The sequence below is a fragment of the Reyranella sp. genome, from assembly GCF_965228225.1.
Classification (GTDB): Bacteria; Pseudomonadota; Alphaproteobacteria; order Reyranellales; family Reyranellaceae; genus Reyranella.
Genome location: NZ_OZ245801.1, coordinates 2827125 through 2844563, shown reverse-complemented (window position 1 = coordinate 2844563; position 17439 = coordinate 2827125). Strand labels below are relative to the sequence as shown.

Sequence of the window (17439 nt, the reverse complement as noted above, 5' to 3'; positions counted from 1 at the left end):
TTTCTTATGCGCGAAGCGCATGAGGATATGGGCGGGCAGGCGCAGAACAGACCCGGGTGCTGACACGCCCTCAGGACTTCCGCGACATCCCCTTCAGGTACCGCTGGATCCACTCCGGGCCCGTGCGTCGGGCGCCGGCAGTGGGCCGGCGCTTCGCCCAATCCAACAGCAGCGCCAGCGGAAACCACTCCTCTCGCTCGTCCTGCAGGCCGCGGGCCGCCAGCGAGACCTTGGGGACCGGCACCGGCGTCACGCCCTCCTGCTCGGGCCCGGCACAGAGTTCGGCCGGCGAGGTGACGAGATATTCGCGGCAGACCAGCGGCCTGTCCGGATGGATGGAGCAGCTCTCCTCCTCGAGGAACGGACAGGGGATACCGAGCGCGAAATAGGCGGTCGACAGCTCGCGGTCGGGCCGGCCCTTGCGCTCCTTTAGGTCGACCGCGGCGAGGGCGGCCTCGGCGGTGGCGAAACGTCCCTCCAGCACGGCACGCCGTTCCGCCGGCAGGGCCGCCACCGTCGACAGCAGGCGTTCAGCCTCCGTGCGCGAAATCGGCACGAGCTGGCGGCAGCAGGCGCCGCAACCCTTGCGGCAGGAGATGGCCTTGCCGGCCTCGGCGGCCGAAACCACGGCGTTCACCAGCCCCTGCAGGGCCGGGACGACGTCCGCCGCCGGCACCGGCCCGCTCGGGACGGTGATCGGATGGACGATCCGGAGGTCGCCCACCGAGAGGCGAAGAGTGGCGGTAGAATGGGCCTCGGCGGCCATTTCCCCTGGGTTCCCTGTTCTGGACTTGGCGGGCTGGCGCACGCTACAAGGCCGGCATGCAAAGCGTCAGCGAAATCCGTCGTACCTTCCTAGAGTACTTCCGCAAGAACGGCCACGAAGTCGTTGAGTCGAGCCCTCTGGTGCCGCGCAACGACCCGACGCTGATGTTCACGAACGCCGGCATGGTGCAGTTCAAGAACGTCTTCACCGGGCTGGAGACGCGTTCCTACTCGCGGGCTTCGACGTCGCAGAAGTGCGTCCGCGCCGGCGGCAAGCACAACGACCTTGAGAATGTGGGCTACACCGCCCGCCATCACACCTTCTTCGAGATGCTGGGCAACTTCTCGTTCGGCGACTACTTCAAGGAGCACGCGATCGAGCTGGCCTGGAACCTTCTGACGAAGGATTACGGCCTGCCCAAGGAGAAGCTGCTGGTCACGGTGTTCCACACCGACGACGAGGCGGCCGGTCACTGGAAGAAGATCGCGGGCCTCTCGGACGACAAGATCATCCGCATCCCGACCTCGGACAATTTCTGGGCGATGGGCGATACCGGCCCCTGCGGCCCGTGCTCGGAGATCTTCTACGATCATGGCGAAGGCATTCCCGGCGGTCCGCCGGGCAGCCCGGATCAGGACGGCGACCGGTTTATCGAGATCTGGAACCTGGTCTTCATGCAGTTCGAGCAGGTCACCAAGGAAGAGCGCGTCGCACTGCCCAAGCCGTCGATCGACACCGGCATGGGCCTGGAGCGTCTCGCGGCCGTCCTGCAGCATAAGCACAACAACTACGACATCGACCTGTTCCGCGCCCTGATCGAGGCGGTGGCGCACGAGACCGGCGTCGATCCCGACGGCAAGCAGGGCGCGTCGCACAAGGTCATCGCCGATCACCTGCGCGCGACGTCGTTCCTGATCGCCGACGGTGTGCTGCCGTCGAACGAGGGGCGCGGCTACGTGCTGCGCCGCATCATGCGTCGCGCGATGCGCCATGCCCACATCCTGGGGGCGCAGGATCCGGTGGTCTTCAAGCTGGTGCCGACGCTGGTGCGGGAGATGGGCGACGCCTATCCCGAACTGTCGCGCGCCCAGCCGCTGATCACCGAGACGCTGAAGCTCGAGGAGACTCGCTTCAAGAAGACCTTGGGCACCGGCCTGAAGCTGCTCGAGGACGAGACGAAGGAGCTGACGGCCGGCGGCACGCTGAAGGGCGAGGTCGCGTTCAAGCTCTACGACACGTTCGGCTTTCCGCTCGACCTCACGCAGGACGTGCTGCGCGCGCGCGACATCAAGGTGGATACCGACGGCTTCGAGAAGTCGATGGACGAGCAGCGCGCCAAGGCGCGGGCCGCCTGGGCGGGCTCCGGCGAAACCGCGGACCAGGCGATCTGGTTCGACGTGCGCCAGAAGGCCGGCGCCACCGAATTTCTGGGCTACGACACCGAGCGTGCCGAGGGCCAGATCAAGGCGATCCTGCTCGACGGCAAGGAAGTCCAGTCCCTGAAGGCCGGACAGACCGGCTGGATCGTGACCAACCAGACGCCGTTCTATGCGGAGTCGGGCGGCCAGCAGGGCGATGCCGGCCGTCTGGCGAGCGGCGCCAACGAGGCATCGGTCGCCGACGTCCAGAAGATGGTGGGCGACCTGCACGCCCATCACACCACGGTCGAGAAGGGCGAGTTCAAGGTCGGCGACGATCTGGTCATGACCATCGATCCGATTCGCCGTGCCCAGCTGCGCGCCCATCATTCGGCCACCCACCTGCTGCACGAGGCGCTGCGCCGCCATCTCGGCAAGCACGTCACGCAGAAGGGCTCGCTGGTGGCGCCCGACCGTCTGCGCTTCGACATCAGCCACACCAAGGCGATCTCGTCCCAGGAGCTGCGCCAGATCGAGGACGAGGTGAACGACCGCATCCGCCACAATTCCGCGGTCGAGACGCGCCTCATGACCCCGGACGAGGCGATCGCCGCCGGCGCGATGGCGCTGTTCGGCGAGAAGTACGGCGACGAGGTGCGCGTGCTCACCATGGGCGGCGATGCCGACGTCCCGGGCGGCGAGAAATACTCGGTCGAGCTGTGCGGCGGCACGCATGCACGGCGGACCGGCGATATCGGCCTGTTCAAGATCGTGGGCGAGGGCGCGGTGGCTGCCGGCGTCCGCCGCATCGAGGCGCTGGCCGGCAATGCGGCCGAGGCCTTCGTGCGCCACCAGGCCGATCTGCTGGCCGAGGCCGCGGCGACCTTGAAGGTTCGGCCCGAGGATCTGCCGGCCCGTCTCGCGGCGCTGGTCGAGGGCCAGAAGAAGATCGAGCGCGAACTGTCGGATGCGCGCAAGGCGCTGGCCCTGGCCGGCGGCGGTTCGGGCGGCGGGTCCGCGGCCGACGAGGTGCGCGACGTCGGCGGGATCAAGCTGATCGGTCGCGTGCTGAACGGCGTGCCGGGCAAGGACCTCAAGGGCATGGCCGACGAGTTCAAGAAGAAGCTGGGCTCGGGCGTCGTGGCGCTGATCGGGGTCGAGGATGGCAAGGCTTCGGCGGTGGTCGGCGTCACCGAGGATCTCGCCACGACCCACAGCGCGGTCGAACTCGTGAAGGCGGGCGTGGCGGCGCTCGGCGGCAAGGGCGGCGGCGGCCGGCCCGACATGGCGCAGGGCGGCGGTCCCGACGGGTCCAAGGCGTCCGACGCGCTGAAGGCCATCGAGGCGGCGCTGGTCGGTACCCCATGAGGCTCGCGATCGCCCTCGTTCTGGCGGCGGCGGCGGCGATGTCGGCCTGCGCGCCCCGGGACTTCAGCAAGGAAGGCGCCGACGCCGAGCAGTTCACCAAGGACCAGTCGCAGTGCCGCACCCAGGTCCGCGCCAGGACCCAGCAGGACCGCGACATCGACGACCAGCGTCGTGCGGTGTTCTCGGGCGAGCGCGAGCGCTTCGGTCAGCAGGAGCTGTACTCCGACATGGCCAACCAGGGATACAAGTACAACTACGAGCGCCTGATGGCGCAGTGCATGGAAGCCCGCGGCTGGGCCCCGAAGCAGAACGGGCCGATCCCCATGCCCAAGCTGTCCTGGTGAGATGAGCGTTCTCGACGTTTTTCTCCTCTACCTGGCCTGCGGCGCGGCGAGCTTTCCCCTCACGATCATGCTGGTGCGGGGCACCGTCTCGGTGGCGGCACCGTCGCGCGCCACGCCCACCTTCCATCGCCGGCTGGACAGCGCCATGGGCTGGTCGATCACCACCTGGATCCTGGGCGTCTTCGCCTTCTACGTGATCGCCCTGATGATCGAGCGGCAGAAGCCGTGCGAGGAACAGCGGACCAATCAACTCACCTACGAGTGCAAGAAGTTCCTCGGCGCTACCCCGTAACCTGCCGGAAGCGCGCGGCCAGCGTCCACAGCCCGCGCGCGACGAACTCGACGATCGTGCCGAACAGCACGAGGATGAAGGCGTTCACCGGCACGGCATACAGGTGGCTGGGCAAGGCCAGGATCGCCTGGGCGAGGAAGAGGCCGAGGAACGCGAGCGACAGCGCCTCGATCGGCAGACCCTGCGGAAAGCCAACGCGACGCCAGAGGCCGAACCATGTTGCCGCCAGCAGGTGCACCAGACCGATCGCCAGGATGATCCCGAAGGGTGGGCCGGGCTGCATCGTCGGCACGGCAAGCAACTGCAGCGCCTTCTCCCAGTAGATGCGCGCGACTTCAACCGGGTCCTCGACGATGCGTGCGAGGTAGAGCTTCCACATCATGCGGAAATACTCGGGCGAGCAGTAGATGATCCCGGCCCGGGTGGCCAGGTCCGCGCCATACTCGTCTTGGTAGCGGATGCCCCACTTGTTCTCGACGAATCCGAGGCCGAGATAGAGCGTATGCGACAGGCCGTGAGTCTGCAGCCGTTCGGCGGGCGCCACGGGAAAGGCCGCATCGCGCGCCATCGTCGCCCATTTGGGCGCCAGAAGCGCCCCCGTCGCGAGAACGACCATGAGCGCGAGGCGAGCCAGGAGACGCGCCGGTCGCGGCCGCTGCAGGGCGGTCGCCGCCAGGGCGCCGAGCGTGAGCGCGAAGCCCATCAGGCCGATCGATTCGCGGACCAGCGTCACCACGGCCAGGGCCGCGATCCCGCCCGCGATCCAGGCGCGGTTGCTGCGGGTCAAGATCGCCAGCGGCAGGATGCCGGCCAGGCTCACCGTGCCGATGAAGGCCCAGTGGGGAGAGGTACCCATCCAGCCCAGGAACTCGATCGGCCCCCGCACCAACAGCACGATCGAGGTGATCCAGGCCTGCAGCGAGAACAAGAGCGCCGCCAGGGTCACGAGGCCGATCGTATTGATGAGCGTGTTGAGCCGCGCGACGTCGACCAGGGTGGCAGGCTCGCCCGTCATCGCGGCCCAGGCGCTGAGCAGGAGCGCATGGCCGGGATCGTCGGCGATCGCATGTTCGGAGATCGGGCTGAGACGGCCGTCCCCGCAGATCGCCAGCCAGACGCCGCGGGATACCGTGCACTCCGTGCTGTCGAGCCAGATGTTGGTTGCAGCCCACTCGGATTGCATGATGTCCGAGGAATGCGCGTAGCGACCCACATCCTCGAATGTGCGCCCGAACTGACCCAGCACCAACCCCGCCACGCAAATCGCGAAGGCGAGCCACCTCAGCGCCGATCCCATCCGTTCTCCGCATCCCCTGCGGACTCTTCCGGTCCGCCCGCGAACAACATCTACGAGCGGGGCGTGAATGCCAAGCCGTGTCGCGCTACAATCTGGCCATGCCTATCAAGCCGCTCCTGGCGGTCCTCGCCCTCCTGACGCTGTTGCCCGGCTGCGAGACGCGGGCGGAACGCGAGGCCGCCTTCGACAACCAGCTGCGCGCCATGGCCGGGGCGCCGGAGGCCGGGCTGCTGAACAGCATGGGCCGCATTCCCGACAGCAGCTACCAGCTCGAGGACGGCAGCAAGATCCTGCAATGGAAATGGGACACGTCGTACATCGATCCCGGCATGCCGCCGATGTACCAGCGCTTCGGCGGCTGGGGATGGGGGTGGGGTGGCGGCCTCTGGATTCCCATGGGCGGCTTTCCGCCGACCCTGGTGCGCCAGGGCTGTATCGTCGAATGGACGATGGTGTCGGGTTCGGCCCAGGGCTATCGCTGGCAGGGCGCCGGCTGCCAGAAGGTCACGCCATAAAAAATGCCGGCCAGTCGCCCCGCATGAGGCATCCGGCCGGCATCGTCAGCGGCGTATCTTACCAGTAGGTCGGGACACCGTAATACTTGTCGACCTGGCGGCCGTAGTCCGGGGTCCAGCTGAAATCCTCCGCTTCGTCGAAGGTCGGCGCGCCCTCCAGGATCTTCCTGTCGAGAGCCACAACGTAGCCGCCCTGGCGCTCGTCGTACTTCAGCGTCGACCACGGCAGGGGATGGTGCTTCTCGCCGATGCCGAGGAAGCCGCCGAACGACATCACGGCATAGATGGCGCGGCCGCTCACCTTGTCGATCATGATGTCCTCGACCGTGCCGAGCTTGTCGCCCTGCAGATTGTAGACGTCCGTGCCGGTGACGCGCTCGGCGGCGATCAGGTTCTTCGGAGTCAGGGTCAGGTCGGTCATTTGCTCTCTCCTGCTTGGGGAACGGTCGCCTGATGAACGCGGGCCTTCCCGGCCAGTTGCGGAGGTCGCAAACACTTCACATTGTCGCCGCCTAGTCCGTCGTCTTGCGCAGCCTGTCGCCGACGGCGGCCAGCATCCCTTCGAGCGTGAGATCCTTGACGTCGGCGGCGCGGGGCAGAGCGCGGTAACGCTGGCGCCCGAACTCGGTGAGGCGAGGGACGCCGGCGTCGATCTCGACCAGCGACAGCGATGTCAGGCGCATGAGGTCGCGCGGGGCGAGGTCCTTCAGCGGCGAGATGCCGAGAGCGACCCGGCGCAACGTCACTTCCTCGTTTGGACTGAGTGGAGCATCCAGGCTGCGTGACATCGTCTTCCCCTCGCACAACAACTAGAGGCCCATTCCCGTCCGCAGGGCAAGATCAACTGGCCGCATCTCCGGTGCGGTTTCTCTTCTGGGCGTTAACTAGCTGACGCAAGCGGCGAGGGTATGACGTCTCCTGTGACTTTGCTGCGACCTCGGGCGGGCCGATCAGGCGCGTGCGTGGGCGTGGAAGACCTTGCTGTCGATTCGCCAGCCGTCGTCGCGCCGGACCATCACGAAGAAGTCCGTGTAGCGCGTGCCGCGCCAGTCGAGCGCCTCGAGCCGGGCCATCGCGGCGCCGCCGGCTGCCTCGATCGACACGATGCGGGTTTGCAGGCCGGGCGCCGGCCCGCCCTTGGCGACGGCCTCGCAGAACTCGCCAAGGCTCCAGGTGACGGGCTTGCCGCCATAGCTGCCGCTCACGCGCGCACCCTCGGCGAACGCCGAACGCAGCAGGACGATGTCGCCGGTCCGGGCACCGTCGACATAGCGCTGGAGCGTCTCTGCGATGGCGCCGGGGATGGCGAAGCTCTCGATTTCAGTCTGCTCGGTCATGCTGTCCTCCTTGGGGAACGAGGTCAGTTTCCATCGATCGCGGTTGGCATGTCCTTGCTTTCATGGCTCATGGAAGCCAGTGCAGTGGCACGAGATAGCGTCTGTCCACGCCAGGAGAGTCGAAGATGCCAATCGAAGAGCTGGATGCCATCGACCGGCGCATCGTGGCCGCGCTTCAGGCCGACGGACGGCTGAGCAATGTCGAGCTGGCCGAGACGGTGGGCCTGTCGCCGTCGCCGTGCCTGCGCCGGGTCAGCCGGCTGGAGCGCGAGGGCTATATCGAGGGCTACCGCGCAATGCTCGGGCGCAAGCGCATCGGACTCGGCCTCACCGTGTTCGTCGGCGTGAAGATCGAGGGCCATGCCGACGATCGCGCCACGACCTTCGAGGAAGAGGCCGTCGCCTGTCCGGAAGTCGTCGCCTGCCACATGGTGGCCGGCGACTCCGACTATCTGCTCGAAGTCACGGTGCCCGACCTCGACGCCTATCAGCGCTTCCTGGTGGGCAAGCTGCTCAACCTGCCGCTGGTCCGCGAGGTGAAGAGCACCATCGCGATCCAGACCCTGAAGGCAGGCGCGGTCCTGCCGCTGGGGCATCTGAAGCCGTAGAGTTTCCTCGCCTCGTCTCGGCCAATCCCCAGTCCACCTCACCCTGAGGAGGTCGCGAAGCGACCGTCTCGAAGGGTGGGCAACAGGCGTGGTGCTCGTTCCCATGCTTCGAGACGCGCTCGCTCAGCATGAGGTTGACGGTGGGTGTAGGGTGAGCCTTCGGCGCGTCGTTACTCTGCCGCGCGCACGCCTTGCGTCGCGCCTTGAGCGGTGGGCGCGATGCCCTTCATCGTGCCGCCGTAGCGGTCGGTGAAGGCGGTGGTGTCGATCTCCGCCAGGTCGATGTCGCGGTTGAGGACCTGCTCCTTCCACTTCAGCAGCGCAGGGTGCGCGCCCTGGAACTCGGGCATCACTTCCTGGGCGAACAGCTCCAGCGATTCGCAGATGTCCTCGTGGCGGTTCTTGCCGGCCTGGTTCAGCAGCACGACCTGGTCGATGTTCGACTCCTGGAACTTCTTCAGCTTGCGCCGGATCGTGTCGGGCGAGCCGATCAGGCCGCCGCGCAGCGAGGCCGCGTGCTGCTCCGGGTTGGCCTTCTTCCACTTCTCGTACTCTTCCCACATGTTGACCGTGCCGGCGGCCGGCCGGCGCCGGTCGGACGACTGGCCGTAGAAGCGCAGCGCGAACTGGAAGAAGGTGTCGCCGTCGGCGCGGGCGCGCGCCTCCTCGTCGGTCTTGGCGCACATGAAGAAGCTGACCAGCGCGATGTTCGGGTTGGTCTTATAGTCGGCGAGCTTCTTCTGCCGCTTCACGAAGGCGTTGTAGTAGGCATGCACCCAGGCATGCGCGGCATCGGCCGAGACGAACTGGAAGCCGAGCGCCCCCATGCCCCATTCGCCGGCCTTGGTCAGCGTCTGGAGCTGCGAGCAGGCGACCCAGAGCGGCGGGTGCGGCTTCTGCAGCGGCTTCGGCACGACCATGCGCAGCGGGATGTTCCAGACCTTGCCCGCATGCTCGCTGGGCCCGTCCTTGAACATCGGCATGATGGCGCGAACCGCTTCCTCGAAGATCTCGCGCTTGTTCTCCATGGTGACGCCGAACGGCTCGAGTTCGGTGATGGAGGCGCTCTCGCCCATGCCGAACTCGCAGCGCCCGTTCGACAGCAGGTCGAGCGTGGCCACCCGCTCGGCCACGCGCGTCGGATGGTTGGTCGTCACCTGGAAGATGCCGTGACCGAGGCGGATGTTCTTGGTCCGCTGGCTCGCCGCCGCGAGGAAGGACTCAGGGGAGGGCGAGTGGGAATACTCTTCGAGGAAGTGATGCTCGACCTGCCACGCATGGTCGTAGCCCAGCCGGTCCGCCAGCTCGATCTGGTCGAGCGCGTTCTGATAGAGACGATGCTCGTCGCCGGGCGCCCACGGGCGGGGCAGCTGCAGCTCGTAGAAGATGCCGAATTTCATGGCGTTCCCTCCTTTTGGAGAGAGCATGACGGACAATGGACCCGCCGCAAGAGGGGTGTCTTCTTATTTCGCTCCATGAAGCGACATCCGTGCGGTCCTGAACTAGAAGCGCGGCATGACCAGCAAGCGCATCACTCTCGCCGTCGCCGAGGCCGCCGACCTACCCGCCTTCAAGAGGGAGTTGCAGGAAGCGTTCGCCGCGGCCGTCATCGGGGAATTCGGCGCGCTTCCGGATGGCCCGATCCCCGCGGACGAGGACCTCGACGCCTCGATGGCCGCGCCGGGCGCCGTCACCCTGCGCATTCTCTCCGACGGCCGCAACGTCGGCGGTGCGGTCGTCACGATCGACGACGCCACGCACCGCAATGCGCTGGATCTGTTTTTCATCTCGGTCGGCGGTCATGGACGGGGCATCGGGCACGCGGCCTGGCAGGCCATCGAGGCGCGGTATCCGGAGACCCTCGTGTGGCAGACGCACACGCCGTACTTCGAGAAGCGCAACATCCACTTCTACGTGAACAAGTGCGGCTTCAGGATCGTCGAGTTCTTCAACCGGCATCACCCGGACGCGCACCGCCCGGGCCCCGATGACCTGCCCGGCGACGGTGAGGCCTTCCGCTTCGAGAAGGTGATGCGCTAGGGCGGGCGGCCCGGCGCAAGGGGCTCCAACAGGTTGGTGGAGTGGGTTTTGCATGGGGTGGCAGGAAAGATCGGCCCACGGACGGTATCAGGATACCTGTTTCAGGGGTGCGACACTCATTTCGAATGATTCGTTTATTGCGTTTATTTCGTTTATTTGCCGCCATTCCCACCTTGATCGGCCTGCCAGCGTTATTTTTGCGGGTAACGTGTGATATCATTACGCCACAGCGCCGAGGCCGAGCACCGCCTGATCCTTGAAGAGGCGCTGCGCTGCGATCGCAATGAGTTCCGCAAGCGGGCCGGGCGCCTGCGTGCCGCTACCGCCGGCAGGACACGGGCTAACGATCGTCGTCGACGCCTCGGTCGCCCTGATGTGGGTGCGGGAAGAGCCGGGGACCGACGCTGCCGAAGAGCTGCCGGAAAGGATCTGGCAACTCCCTCGCGATGGTTGCGCGACGCCGGAAACGCCCCGTGGCGGCGCGCGGTTCGCGGTGAACTCACGGTGCCGAAGCTGCCGAGCAGCTCCCCGAACTCGCCAAGTACCGTTTGCGGGCGTGCCACCGGAGCAGGACCTCCCGGAGGCGATGCGCTTGGCGCTCCAGTTCAATCAGCCGGACTACGACTGGCTCTAGGTGGGGCCGAGTGGCGGACAATTATGGAAGGCATGTCGAGCGCATCCGGGGCTTGTCGCAGATGATTCGCGACAAGGGCCCTCGTACGCAGCGAACGATCTAGGCACTCACAGTTGGTCCGGGCCAGAGCTCAGCCGCTGCCGAATACAACGCCTCTCCGCGTTGCCCAATCCCGGTTTCGTTCCATTCCTCAAGCTGCATTAGCGGTCGGTTCAATTGGAGGTTTGACTCCTTGAATAAGCCTGCCGCCTTGTCTGCAAACGCTCGGTTCTGAAGGCTACGGTTAAGGCCCAAATGAAGAAGTGTCAGATTACCAATCGTCGCTTTCTTGTCTTCACGCTGGTTGATGAGCTGATGACGTTCTGAAGTCTGTCCGGCAAATTTTGCCAGCATCGCTGCGTGAGCTTCAATGTTGTTGCAGTGGGTTCCGTCACCTAATGGCCAGTGTTCGAACCAACTCATAGGGAGGATGTGATCGATATCGAGCAACTCCAGGGTCAATGGAACTGGTTCCTCAGTCCGCGCAGAACGCAGCTTGCGCTCCAATTTTGCGAGAATCCATTTCACGCGCGGCGCATCGAGATTGCCTGGATAAACCCGAGCATCGAGCCAGGATCTCCGAAACTCTTCATCGCTCGGCCATCGAGACGCTTCACCTTCGAGAGCGGCCAACGAGTTCCTAAGAGTGGCAGGCGTCAACTGAGTTTCATTCAGCCGACGGAGTATCTGTCCAAATATTTTATTGTAGCTCTTGTTCGTCAGTCCGCATACTCCACGCCTCACAAAGTAAGAAGTAATGTCCCGAAACATTTGCTGTTGAGTATGAGCTATTTGATCGGACGTGGAAATCGCCAGCGCAAGGGCATGGGTGGTTGAAGCATCCCAAACCGCAATGTCTTTCCCGAAATCGGCGATCGGGGTGCTTCCGTCTCCCGACACTAGCTCGCGATAGTGTTGAGCAAGACTATTTAGAATTCCTAGCTGATCTTGAGCGGGAATGATTGGCGGGCCAAATGCAAACCGCCTGTACTCAGAATACACCCGGCCGGCGTCCACATCAGAACCACTCTTTGCTTGCAAAACAGTTTGCATAAACCACTCAAGCCTTGGCTTGCTGAGTCTGCCTCGTCGTTGATTCTCTGACCAAAAGTCAGTCTCGAATTGGCTCCAGTATGTCGTGTAAAGCGTGCCGGCATTTGCGTCTTCTCGATCTGCTCTCATAAACACGAAATTGCGGATGAGATCCGTGGCATGTAGTTGAGCGCCGTGGCCGTTGAGTGTTTCGAAAATCACTTGTGCATCATCATTCTCACCGAGCGAGATCGAAACTATGTTCAAATCCGTGAGCATGGCTTCAGTTAAACGGCTCATTGCTATTGCGCGGGTTTCGCCCTGAGCGGCGAGCCAAGACTGAATCTGCTCTTGGAAAAACCAGATCGCCTCTAGTGCGGGTGGGTGATCAACGTTGATCTTTCGAAGAGTATCTGACGCAGTAAAGCTAGTGGGGAAGCGCTCGCGGAGGGTCTGGAGATCGGTTGCGCTCAGTGCGGCGCAGTAGTGTTCTCTATCGCGAAAAGTCGGCCATAGCTTGAAAACTTCAACCTCCTTGTTTTCCATGGTGTCGAGATTGGGGTTGCGCAGGCATCCATCGACAAGAGAGAGCAGACCCGTTTGATTGTCAGCCCGCAGTACGAGCGCCAATGCCGCGAGAACGTATTGAAGTGTCGTGAGGCGTTGCTGGCCGTCAATAATGTGAAGTCCCTCAACTCCGAGAAGCCCTACGCGAGGCTGAGGTTCGAGTACCACTGCCCCCAAAAAATGAGGATTTGGAACGGCGCCGGCTAGGCGAGACTCCGCTTTGTCTTGAATGTCCAGCCAAAGGCGTTCCCACTGATCTTCACGATTCCAAACATAGGCACGCTGATAAAATGGAACCTTGTATTGACGCTGATCTTGAAAAATTTGTCGGACTGACACCGTCTCTGATTTCATTGAAATCCCCTTCGACATTCTTCATGCCGAAAGTAGCGACCGCAATGCAACTAAAAAGGGAGTCCTGTGGAAGGTTGAGAAACCTTGCCAATAGTCAACAACTGATATTCGGCGCGCGCTTTCGGACAGAGCCAGCAGATGCTGGAAAGCAAGTTCAAAAATCCCACATTTTGAGGAAGGCACTCAGGGTGAATGGCCTCCTACTCCGCCGCCGCCTTCATCGCCTCCGGGTTGCGCCACTGGTGGAGCAGGTCGGCTTCCTTCTTCCTGGCCTTCGCGAGGTGCGCGTCCTTCACGTGGCCGTAGCCGCGGATATCGTCGGGGATCGAGGCGAGCTTGATGGCGAGCGCGTGGTTCTGGGCTGACAGGTTCGCCAGCAATTCGGCGATCAGCGCCTCGTAGTCGGCGATCAGTTTGCGCTCGGTCTTGCGCTCCTCGGTGTAGCCGAACACGTCGAACCTGGTGCCGCGCAGGCCCTTGAGCTTCGCCAGCATCCGGAAGGCGGGCAGCATCCAGGCGCCGAACTCCTGCTTGATGAGCTGGCCGGTCTGCGGATCACGGCTGGAGAAGAGCGGCGGGGCGAGGTGGAATTTCAGCTTGTAGTCGCCGTCGAACTGCCGGCTGAGGCCGGCCTGGAAGGCGGCCTCGCTGTAGAGGCGGGCGACCTCGTACTCGTCCTTGTAGGAGAGCAGCTTCGAGTAATAGAGCGCGACGGCTTCCGCGAGACCGGTCTGGCCGATCTTCTGTTCGGTGGCGCGTACCTTGTCGACCAGCGCCTTGTAGCGCTGGGCCAGCGCCGCGTTCTGGTAGCCGGTCAGGTGCTTGGTGCGCGAGGCCACGATCTCGTCGAGCGTCTTCGGCTGCGTGCGCGTGAAGGCGACGACGTTGGCCTTCGAGGGCTTCGGCGCGACCAGCTTTTCGACCGCAGCGCGGTCGGCGGCGGCGCGGCGGCCCCAGCGGAAGGCCGCCAGGTTCATCGGCACGGCGGCGCCGTTCAGCTCGATGGCGCGCTCGATCGTTTCGTGCGCGAGCGGGATCAGGCCTTTCTGGTAGGCGTAGCCCAGCACGAACATGTTGGTGGCGATGGAATCGCCCATCAGCGCCGTGGCGATGCCGGTGGCGTCGAGGAAATCGACTCCGTCGGCGCCGGCCGCGGCCTCGACCGAGAGCTTCAGCGTGTTGGCCGGGAAGGCGAGGTCGGGATGGCGGGTGAACTCGCCGGTGATGGTCTCGTGCGTGTTGACGACGGCGTGCGAGACGCCGGGCTCCAGGGCCGCCAGCGCGTTGGGGCTGGCGCTGACGACCAGGTCGCAGCCTAAAAGCACGTTGGCGCCGCCGGCGGCCAGGCGCACGGCGTGCAGCGCTTCGGGCGTGGCGCCGATGCGGACGTGGCTGATCACGGCGCCGCCCTTCTGCGCCATGCCGAGCTGGTCGAGCACGGTCGTGCCCTTGCCCTCGATATGGGCGGCCATGCCCATGATGGCGCCGATGGTGACGACGCCGGTGCCGCCGATACCAGTGATGAGGACGCCGTAGGGCCTGGCCTCGATCGACGGCAGCGTCGGGGCGGCCGGCATCTCCGGCTCCGGCGCGGCGGCGCCGTCGGTCTTCTTCGCGGTCACCGCCTTGCCCTTCTTCAGCGTGCCGCCCTCGACGCTCACGAAGGAGGGGCAGAAGCCGTTCTGGCAGGAGAAGTCCTTGTTGCAGGAGGACTGGTCGATGGCGCGCTTGCGGCCGAACTCGGTCTCGACCGGCACGACCGAGAGGCAGTTCGACTTCACGGAACAGTCGCCGCAGCCCTCGCACACCGCCTCGTTGATGAAGAGGCGCTTGTTGGGATCGGGGAAGGTGCCGCGCTTGCGGCGGCGGCGCTTCTCGGCGGCGCAGGTCTGGTCGTAGATCAGGACCGAGACGCCCTTGACCTCGCGCAGCTCGCGCTGGACCTCGTCGAGCTGGTCGCGGTGATGGAAGGTGACGCCCGGCGCCCAGGGCGTGCCGAGCGGGTACTTGTCCGGCTCGTCGCTCACCAGGGCGATGCGGCCCACACCCTCGGCATGGACCTGCTGGCTGATCGTCCAGGGATGGACGTTGCCGTCGTGCGGCTGGCCGCCGGTCATGGCGACGGCGTCGTTGTAGAGGATCTTGTAGGTGATGGTGGTGTTGGTCGCGACCGCGTGACGGATCGCGAGATAGCCCGAATGGAAGTAGGTGCCGTCGCCCAGGTTCTGGAAGACGTGCGGCATGTCGGTGAAGTGGCTGGCGCCGACCCACGGCGCGCCCTCGGCGCCCATGTGGGTGAAGGTCTTGGTGTTGCGCTCCATGCCGATGGCCAGCGTGTGGCAGCCGATGCCGGCCATCGCCATCGAACCGTCGGGCACCTTGGTCGAGCTGTTGTGCGGGCAGCCGGAGCAGAAATAGGGGACGCGGGCGAGGCCGGCCTCGTTGCGCACCTGGCGGCCGGCGCGGCGCTTCAGCGCCGCGAAGCGCTCCTTGGTACGGCTGCTGAACGAGTCGAGGCCGAAGCGGGCGACGATGGCCGAGGCGATCTCGAAGGGCGTGAGCTCGCCGTCGGTCTTGAGCAGCATCTGGCCGCGCTCGTCGTTCTTGCCGACCACGACGGGGCGGCGGTCGGCCGGGGCGTTGAACAGCGCTTCCTTGAGCTGCTGCTCGATCAGGTTGCGCTTCTCCTCGATGACGAGGATCTCGCGCTTGCCGGCGGCGAAGGCGATGGCGCCCTCGGTCTCCAGCGGCCAGACCATGCCGACCTTGTAGATGGCGAGGCCCAGGCGCTCGGCTTCGGCGTCCTCGATCCCCAGCTCGTCGAGCGCCTGGCGCACGTCGAGATAGGACTTGCCGACGGTGACGATGCCGAAGCGGGCGTCGGGACGGCCCAGCATCAGCCGGTCGAGCTTGTTGGCGCGCCAATAGGCCAGCGCGGCGGGCTGCTTGATGGTGACGACGCGGCGCTCCTGGCCCAGCCAGTCGTCGGGCCAGCGGATGTGCACGCCGTCGGGCGGCAGGACGAAATCGGTGGGGGTGTGGATTTCGACCCGGTGCGGGTCGATGTAGACCGAGGCCGAGCTGTCGACCGTCTCGCTCAGGACCTTGAAGGCGACCCAGAGGCCCGAATAGCGCGACATCGCGAAGGCGTGCAGGCCCCAGTCGAGATATTCCTGGACGCCGGCGGGGTGGATGACCGGCATGCCGGCCGACATGAAGGCCGGCTCGCTCTGATGGGCGACGGTCGAGGATTTCGCCATGTGGTCGTCGCCCGCGAGGGCCACGACGCCGCCATGCTTGGAGGTGCCGGCATAGTTGGCGTGCTTGAAGACGTCGCCCGAGCGGTCGACGCCGGGTCCCTTGCCGTACCACATGCCGAACACGCCGTCGTAGCGCGCGCCGGGGTAGAGGTGGATCTGCTGGGTGCCCCACAGGGCGGTGGCGGCCAGGTCCTCGTTGATGCCCGGCTGGAACTCGATGTGGCTCTTCTTGATGAACTTCTTGGCCTGCCACAGCGCCTGGTCGAAGCCGCCAAGAGGCGATCCGCGATAGCCGGAAATGTAGCCCCCGGTGTTGAGGCCGGCGGCGAGGTCGCGCTGGCGCTGCATCATCGGGAGGCGCACCAGCGCCTGCGTCCCGGTGAGGTAAACGCGTCCGCGTTCGAGAACGTACTTGTCGTCTAGGGTCACCGCGAGGGGCATGGCAACCTCCCTGACATTTCAATATGGGGACGGTAGCGACGTTTGCACGCGGCAGGCAATGCGGAAGGCGACCGTGCGCGAAAAACGACGGTTTACGTCAGGCAGGGCGGGCGGCACCCCATTGGCGTTTCACGGTGTCACCCTCGTGTGAAATGTTGTAAGCGTCCGCCGCCATGACTTCAGTCCTTGTTACAGGTGTCGCCGGGTTCGTCGGCTCTTACGTCGCCCGGGCGCTTCTCGCGCGCGGCGAGAGGGTCGTGGGCATCGACAATTTCAGCGATTATTACGATCCGGTGCTGAAGTTCGCCCGATTGAAGCCGCTGCGCGAGACCGCCGGCTTCACCTTCATCGAGGGCGACATCTCGGACCGCCAGACGATGATGGGTCTGGCCGACCGCCACGAGGGTGTGGACCGGATCGTCCATCTGGCGGCCCAGCCGGGCATCCGCCATTCGCAGATCGACCCCTACATCTACGTCCAGACCAATGTGATGGGGCATCTCGTGGTGCTGGAGCTGGCGCGCCGGATGGGATCGCAGCTCAGGCATCTGGTCTATGCGTCCTCGTCGTCGGTCTATGGCGGCAACGACAAGATTCCGTTCGCGGTCGGGGACCGGGTCGACCATCCGGTCTCGCTGTACGCCGCCACCAAGCGGTCCGGCGAGCTGATGACCGAGACCTATGTGCACCAGTACGGGCTCAAGGCGACCGGCCTGCGCTATTTCACCGTTTACGGGCCGTGGGGACGGCCCGACATGTCGCCCTATATTTTTGCCCGGGCGATCCACGAAGGCCGCACGATCCCGCTCTATCACCACGGCAAGCTGAAGCGCGATTTCACCTACATCGACGACATCGCGGCCGGGACGCTGGCGGCGCTCGACCGGCCGCCCGCGACGGCCATGCACCGGCTCTACAATCTCGGCGGCTCGCGCAGCGAGGAAATCCTCGACGTCATCGCCCTGTTCGAGAAGGCGCTGGGCCGCAAGGCCGTCATCGAGCTCAAGCCCGGCGAGCCGGGTGACATGCCGGAAACCGCCGCCGACATCGACGCCACGACCCGCGACTTCGGCTGGACCCCCAAGGTGACCGTCGACCGGGGCATCCCGCTCTTCGTCAACTGGTTCAAGGAATACAATCGGCTCTGAGCCGAGCGAAGCTCGGCTCCTGAAGAAGGCGAAAGGTCC

The 17439-nt window shown here is 65.2% G+C and carries 15 protein-coding genes; 7 read left to right on the top strand and 8 right to left on the bottom strand.

The window, feature by feature from the left end; translation table 11 throughout:
• Positions 1-70 precede the first annotated feature (70 nt).
• Positions 71-766, bottom strand: coding sequence for a YkgJ family cysteine cluster protein (locus tag ACO07K_RS13675; RefSeq protein ID WP_422036477.1), 696 nt, complete (start codon positions 764-766; stop codon positions 71-73).
• 56 nt (positions 767-822) lie between these two features.
• Between ACO07K_RS13675 and alaS the strand changes: the two genes are divergently transcribed.
• Genes alaS through ACO07K_RS13660 form a run of 3 tightly spaced genes read left to right on the top strand, consistent with a single transcriptional unit; the run spans position 823 to position 4128 of the window.
• Positions 823-3492, top strand: coding sequence for an alanine--tRNA ligase (alaS, locus tag ACO07K_RS13670; RefSeq protein ID WP_422036476.1), 2670 nt, complete (start codon positions 823-825; stop codon positions 3490-3492).
• Positions 3489-3836, top strand: coding sequence for a hypothetical protein (locus tag ACO07K_RS13665; RefSeq protein WP_422036475.1), 348 nt, complete (start codon positions 3489-3491; stop codon positions 3834-3836). The genes alaS and ACO07K_RS13665 overlap by 4 nt, the downstream gene beginning before the upstream one ends.
• A gap of 1 nt (position 3837) precedes the next feature.
• Positions 3838-4128, top strand: coding sequence for a hypothetical protein (locus ACO07K_RS13660; protein WP_422036474.1), 291 nt, complete (start codon positions 3838-3840; stop codon positions 4126-4128).
• Here ACO07K_RS13660 and ACO07K_RS13655 read toward each other — a convergent pair.
• Positions 4118-5425 (bottom strand): hypothetical protein, encoded by a 1308-nt coding sequence (locus ACO07K_RS13655; RefSeq protein ID WP_422036473.1) that lies wholly within the window; start codon positions 5423-5425, stop codon positions 4118-4120. The two genes, ACO07K_RS13660 and ACO07K_RS13655, sit on opposite strands and share 11 nt — an antisense overlap.
• A gap of 77 nt (positions 5426-5502) precedes the next feature.
• Between ACO07K_RS13655 and ACO07K_RS13650 the strand changes: the two genes are divergently transcribed.
• Positions 5503-5940 carry a hypothetical protein gene (locus ACO07K_RS13650; RefSeq protein WP_422036472.1) on the top strand — a complete coding sequence of 146 codons (438 nt, stop codon included), beginning with the start codon at positions 5503-5505 and terminating at the stop codon, positions 5938-5940.
• A gap of 58 nt (positions 5941-5998) precedes the next feature.
• On the opposite strand, the gene ACO07K_RS13645 is transcribed toward ACO07K_RS13650, so the two are convergent.
• The 3 genes from ACO07K_RS13645 to ACO07K_RS13635 form a co-directional block, all read right to left on the bottom strand.
• Positions 5999-6361, bottom strand: a complete 363-nt coding sequence (locus tag ACO07K_RS13645; RefSeq protein WP_298306182.1) for a PRC-barrel domain-containing protein — start codon at positions 6359-6361, stop codon at positions 5999-6001.
• Positions 6362-6452: 91 nt separating this feature from the next.
• Positions 6453-6728, bottom strand: a complete 276-nt coding sequence (locus ACO07K_RS13640; RefSeq protein ID WP_422036471.1) for a hypothetical protein — start codon at positions 6726-6728, stop codon at positions 6453-6455.
• Between the two features lie 162 nt (positions 6729-6890).
• On the bottom strand, positions 6891-7277 hold the full coding sequence (locus ACO07K_RS13635) for a nuclear transport factor 2 family protein (protein ID WP_422036470.1): 387 nt from the start codon (positions 7275-7277) through the stop codon (positions 6891-6893).
• Between the two features lie 125 nt (positions 7278-7402).
• Here ACO07K_RS13635 and ACO07K_RS13630 point away from each other — a divergent pair, with 125 nt between their 5' ends.
• Positions 7403-7885 (top strand): Lrp/AsnC family transcriptional regulator, encoded by a 483-nt coding sequence (locus ACO07K_RS13630; RefSeq protein WP_422036469.1) that lies wholly within the window; start codon positions 7403-7405, stop codon positions 7883-7885.
• Between the two features lie 170 nt (positions 7886-8055).
• Here ACO07K_RS13630 and ACO07K_RS13625 read toward each other — a convergent pair whose 3' ends face one another.
• Entirely contained in the window at positions 8056-9285 is a 1230-nt protein-coding gene (locus tag ACO07K_RS13625; RefSeq protein WP_422036468.1) for an LLM class flavin-dependent oxidoreductase, read from the bottom strand.
• A gap of 115 nt (positions 9286-9400) precedes the next feature.
• Here ACO07K_RS13625 and ACO07K_RS13620 point away from each other — a divergent pair, with 115 nt between their 5' ends.
• Positions 9401-9925, top strand: a complete 525-nt coding sequence (locus tag ACO07K_RS13620) for a GNAT family N-acetyltransferase (protein ID WP_422036467.1) — start codon at positions 9401-9403, stop codon at positions 9923-9925.
• Positions 9926-10658: 733 nt separating this feature from the next.
• Here ACO07K_RS13620 and ACO07K_RS13615 read toward each other — a convergent pair.
• Positions 10659-12551, bottom strand: coding sequence for a DUF262 domain-containing protein (locus ACO07K_RS13615; protein ID WP_422036466.1), 1893 nt, complete (start codon positions 12549-12551; stop codon positions 10659-10661).
• 200 nt (positions 12552-12751) lie between these two features.
• Complete coding sequence (locus ACO07K_RS13610) at positions 12752-16252, bottom strand: indolepyruvate ferredoxin oxidoreductase family protein (RefSeq protein WP_422036465.1); 3501 nt, start codon at positions 16250-16252, stop codon at positions 12752-12754.
• A gap of 173 nt (positions 16253-16425) precedes the next feature.
• Between ACO07K_RS13610 and ACO07K_RS13605 the strand changes: the two genes are divergently transcribed.
• Complete coding sequence (locus tag ACO07K_RS13605; protein WP_422036464.1) at positions 16426-17400, top strand: NAD-dependent epimerase/dehydratase family protein; 975 nt, start codon at positions 16426-16428, stop codon at positions 17398-17400.
• Positions 17401-17439 lie beyond the last annotated feature (39 nt).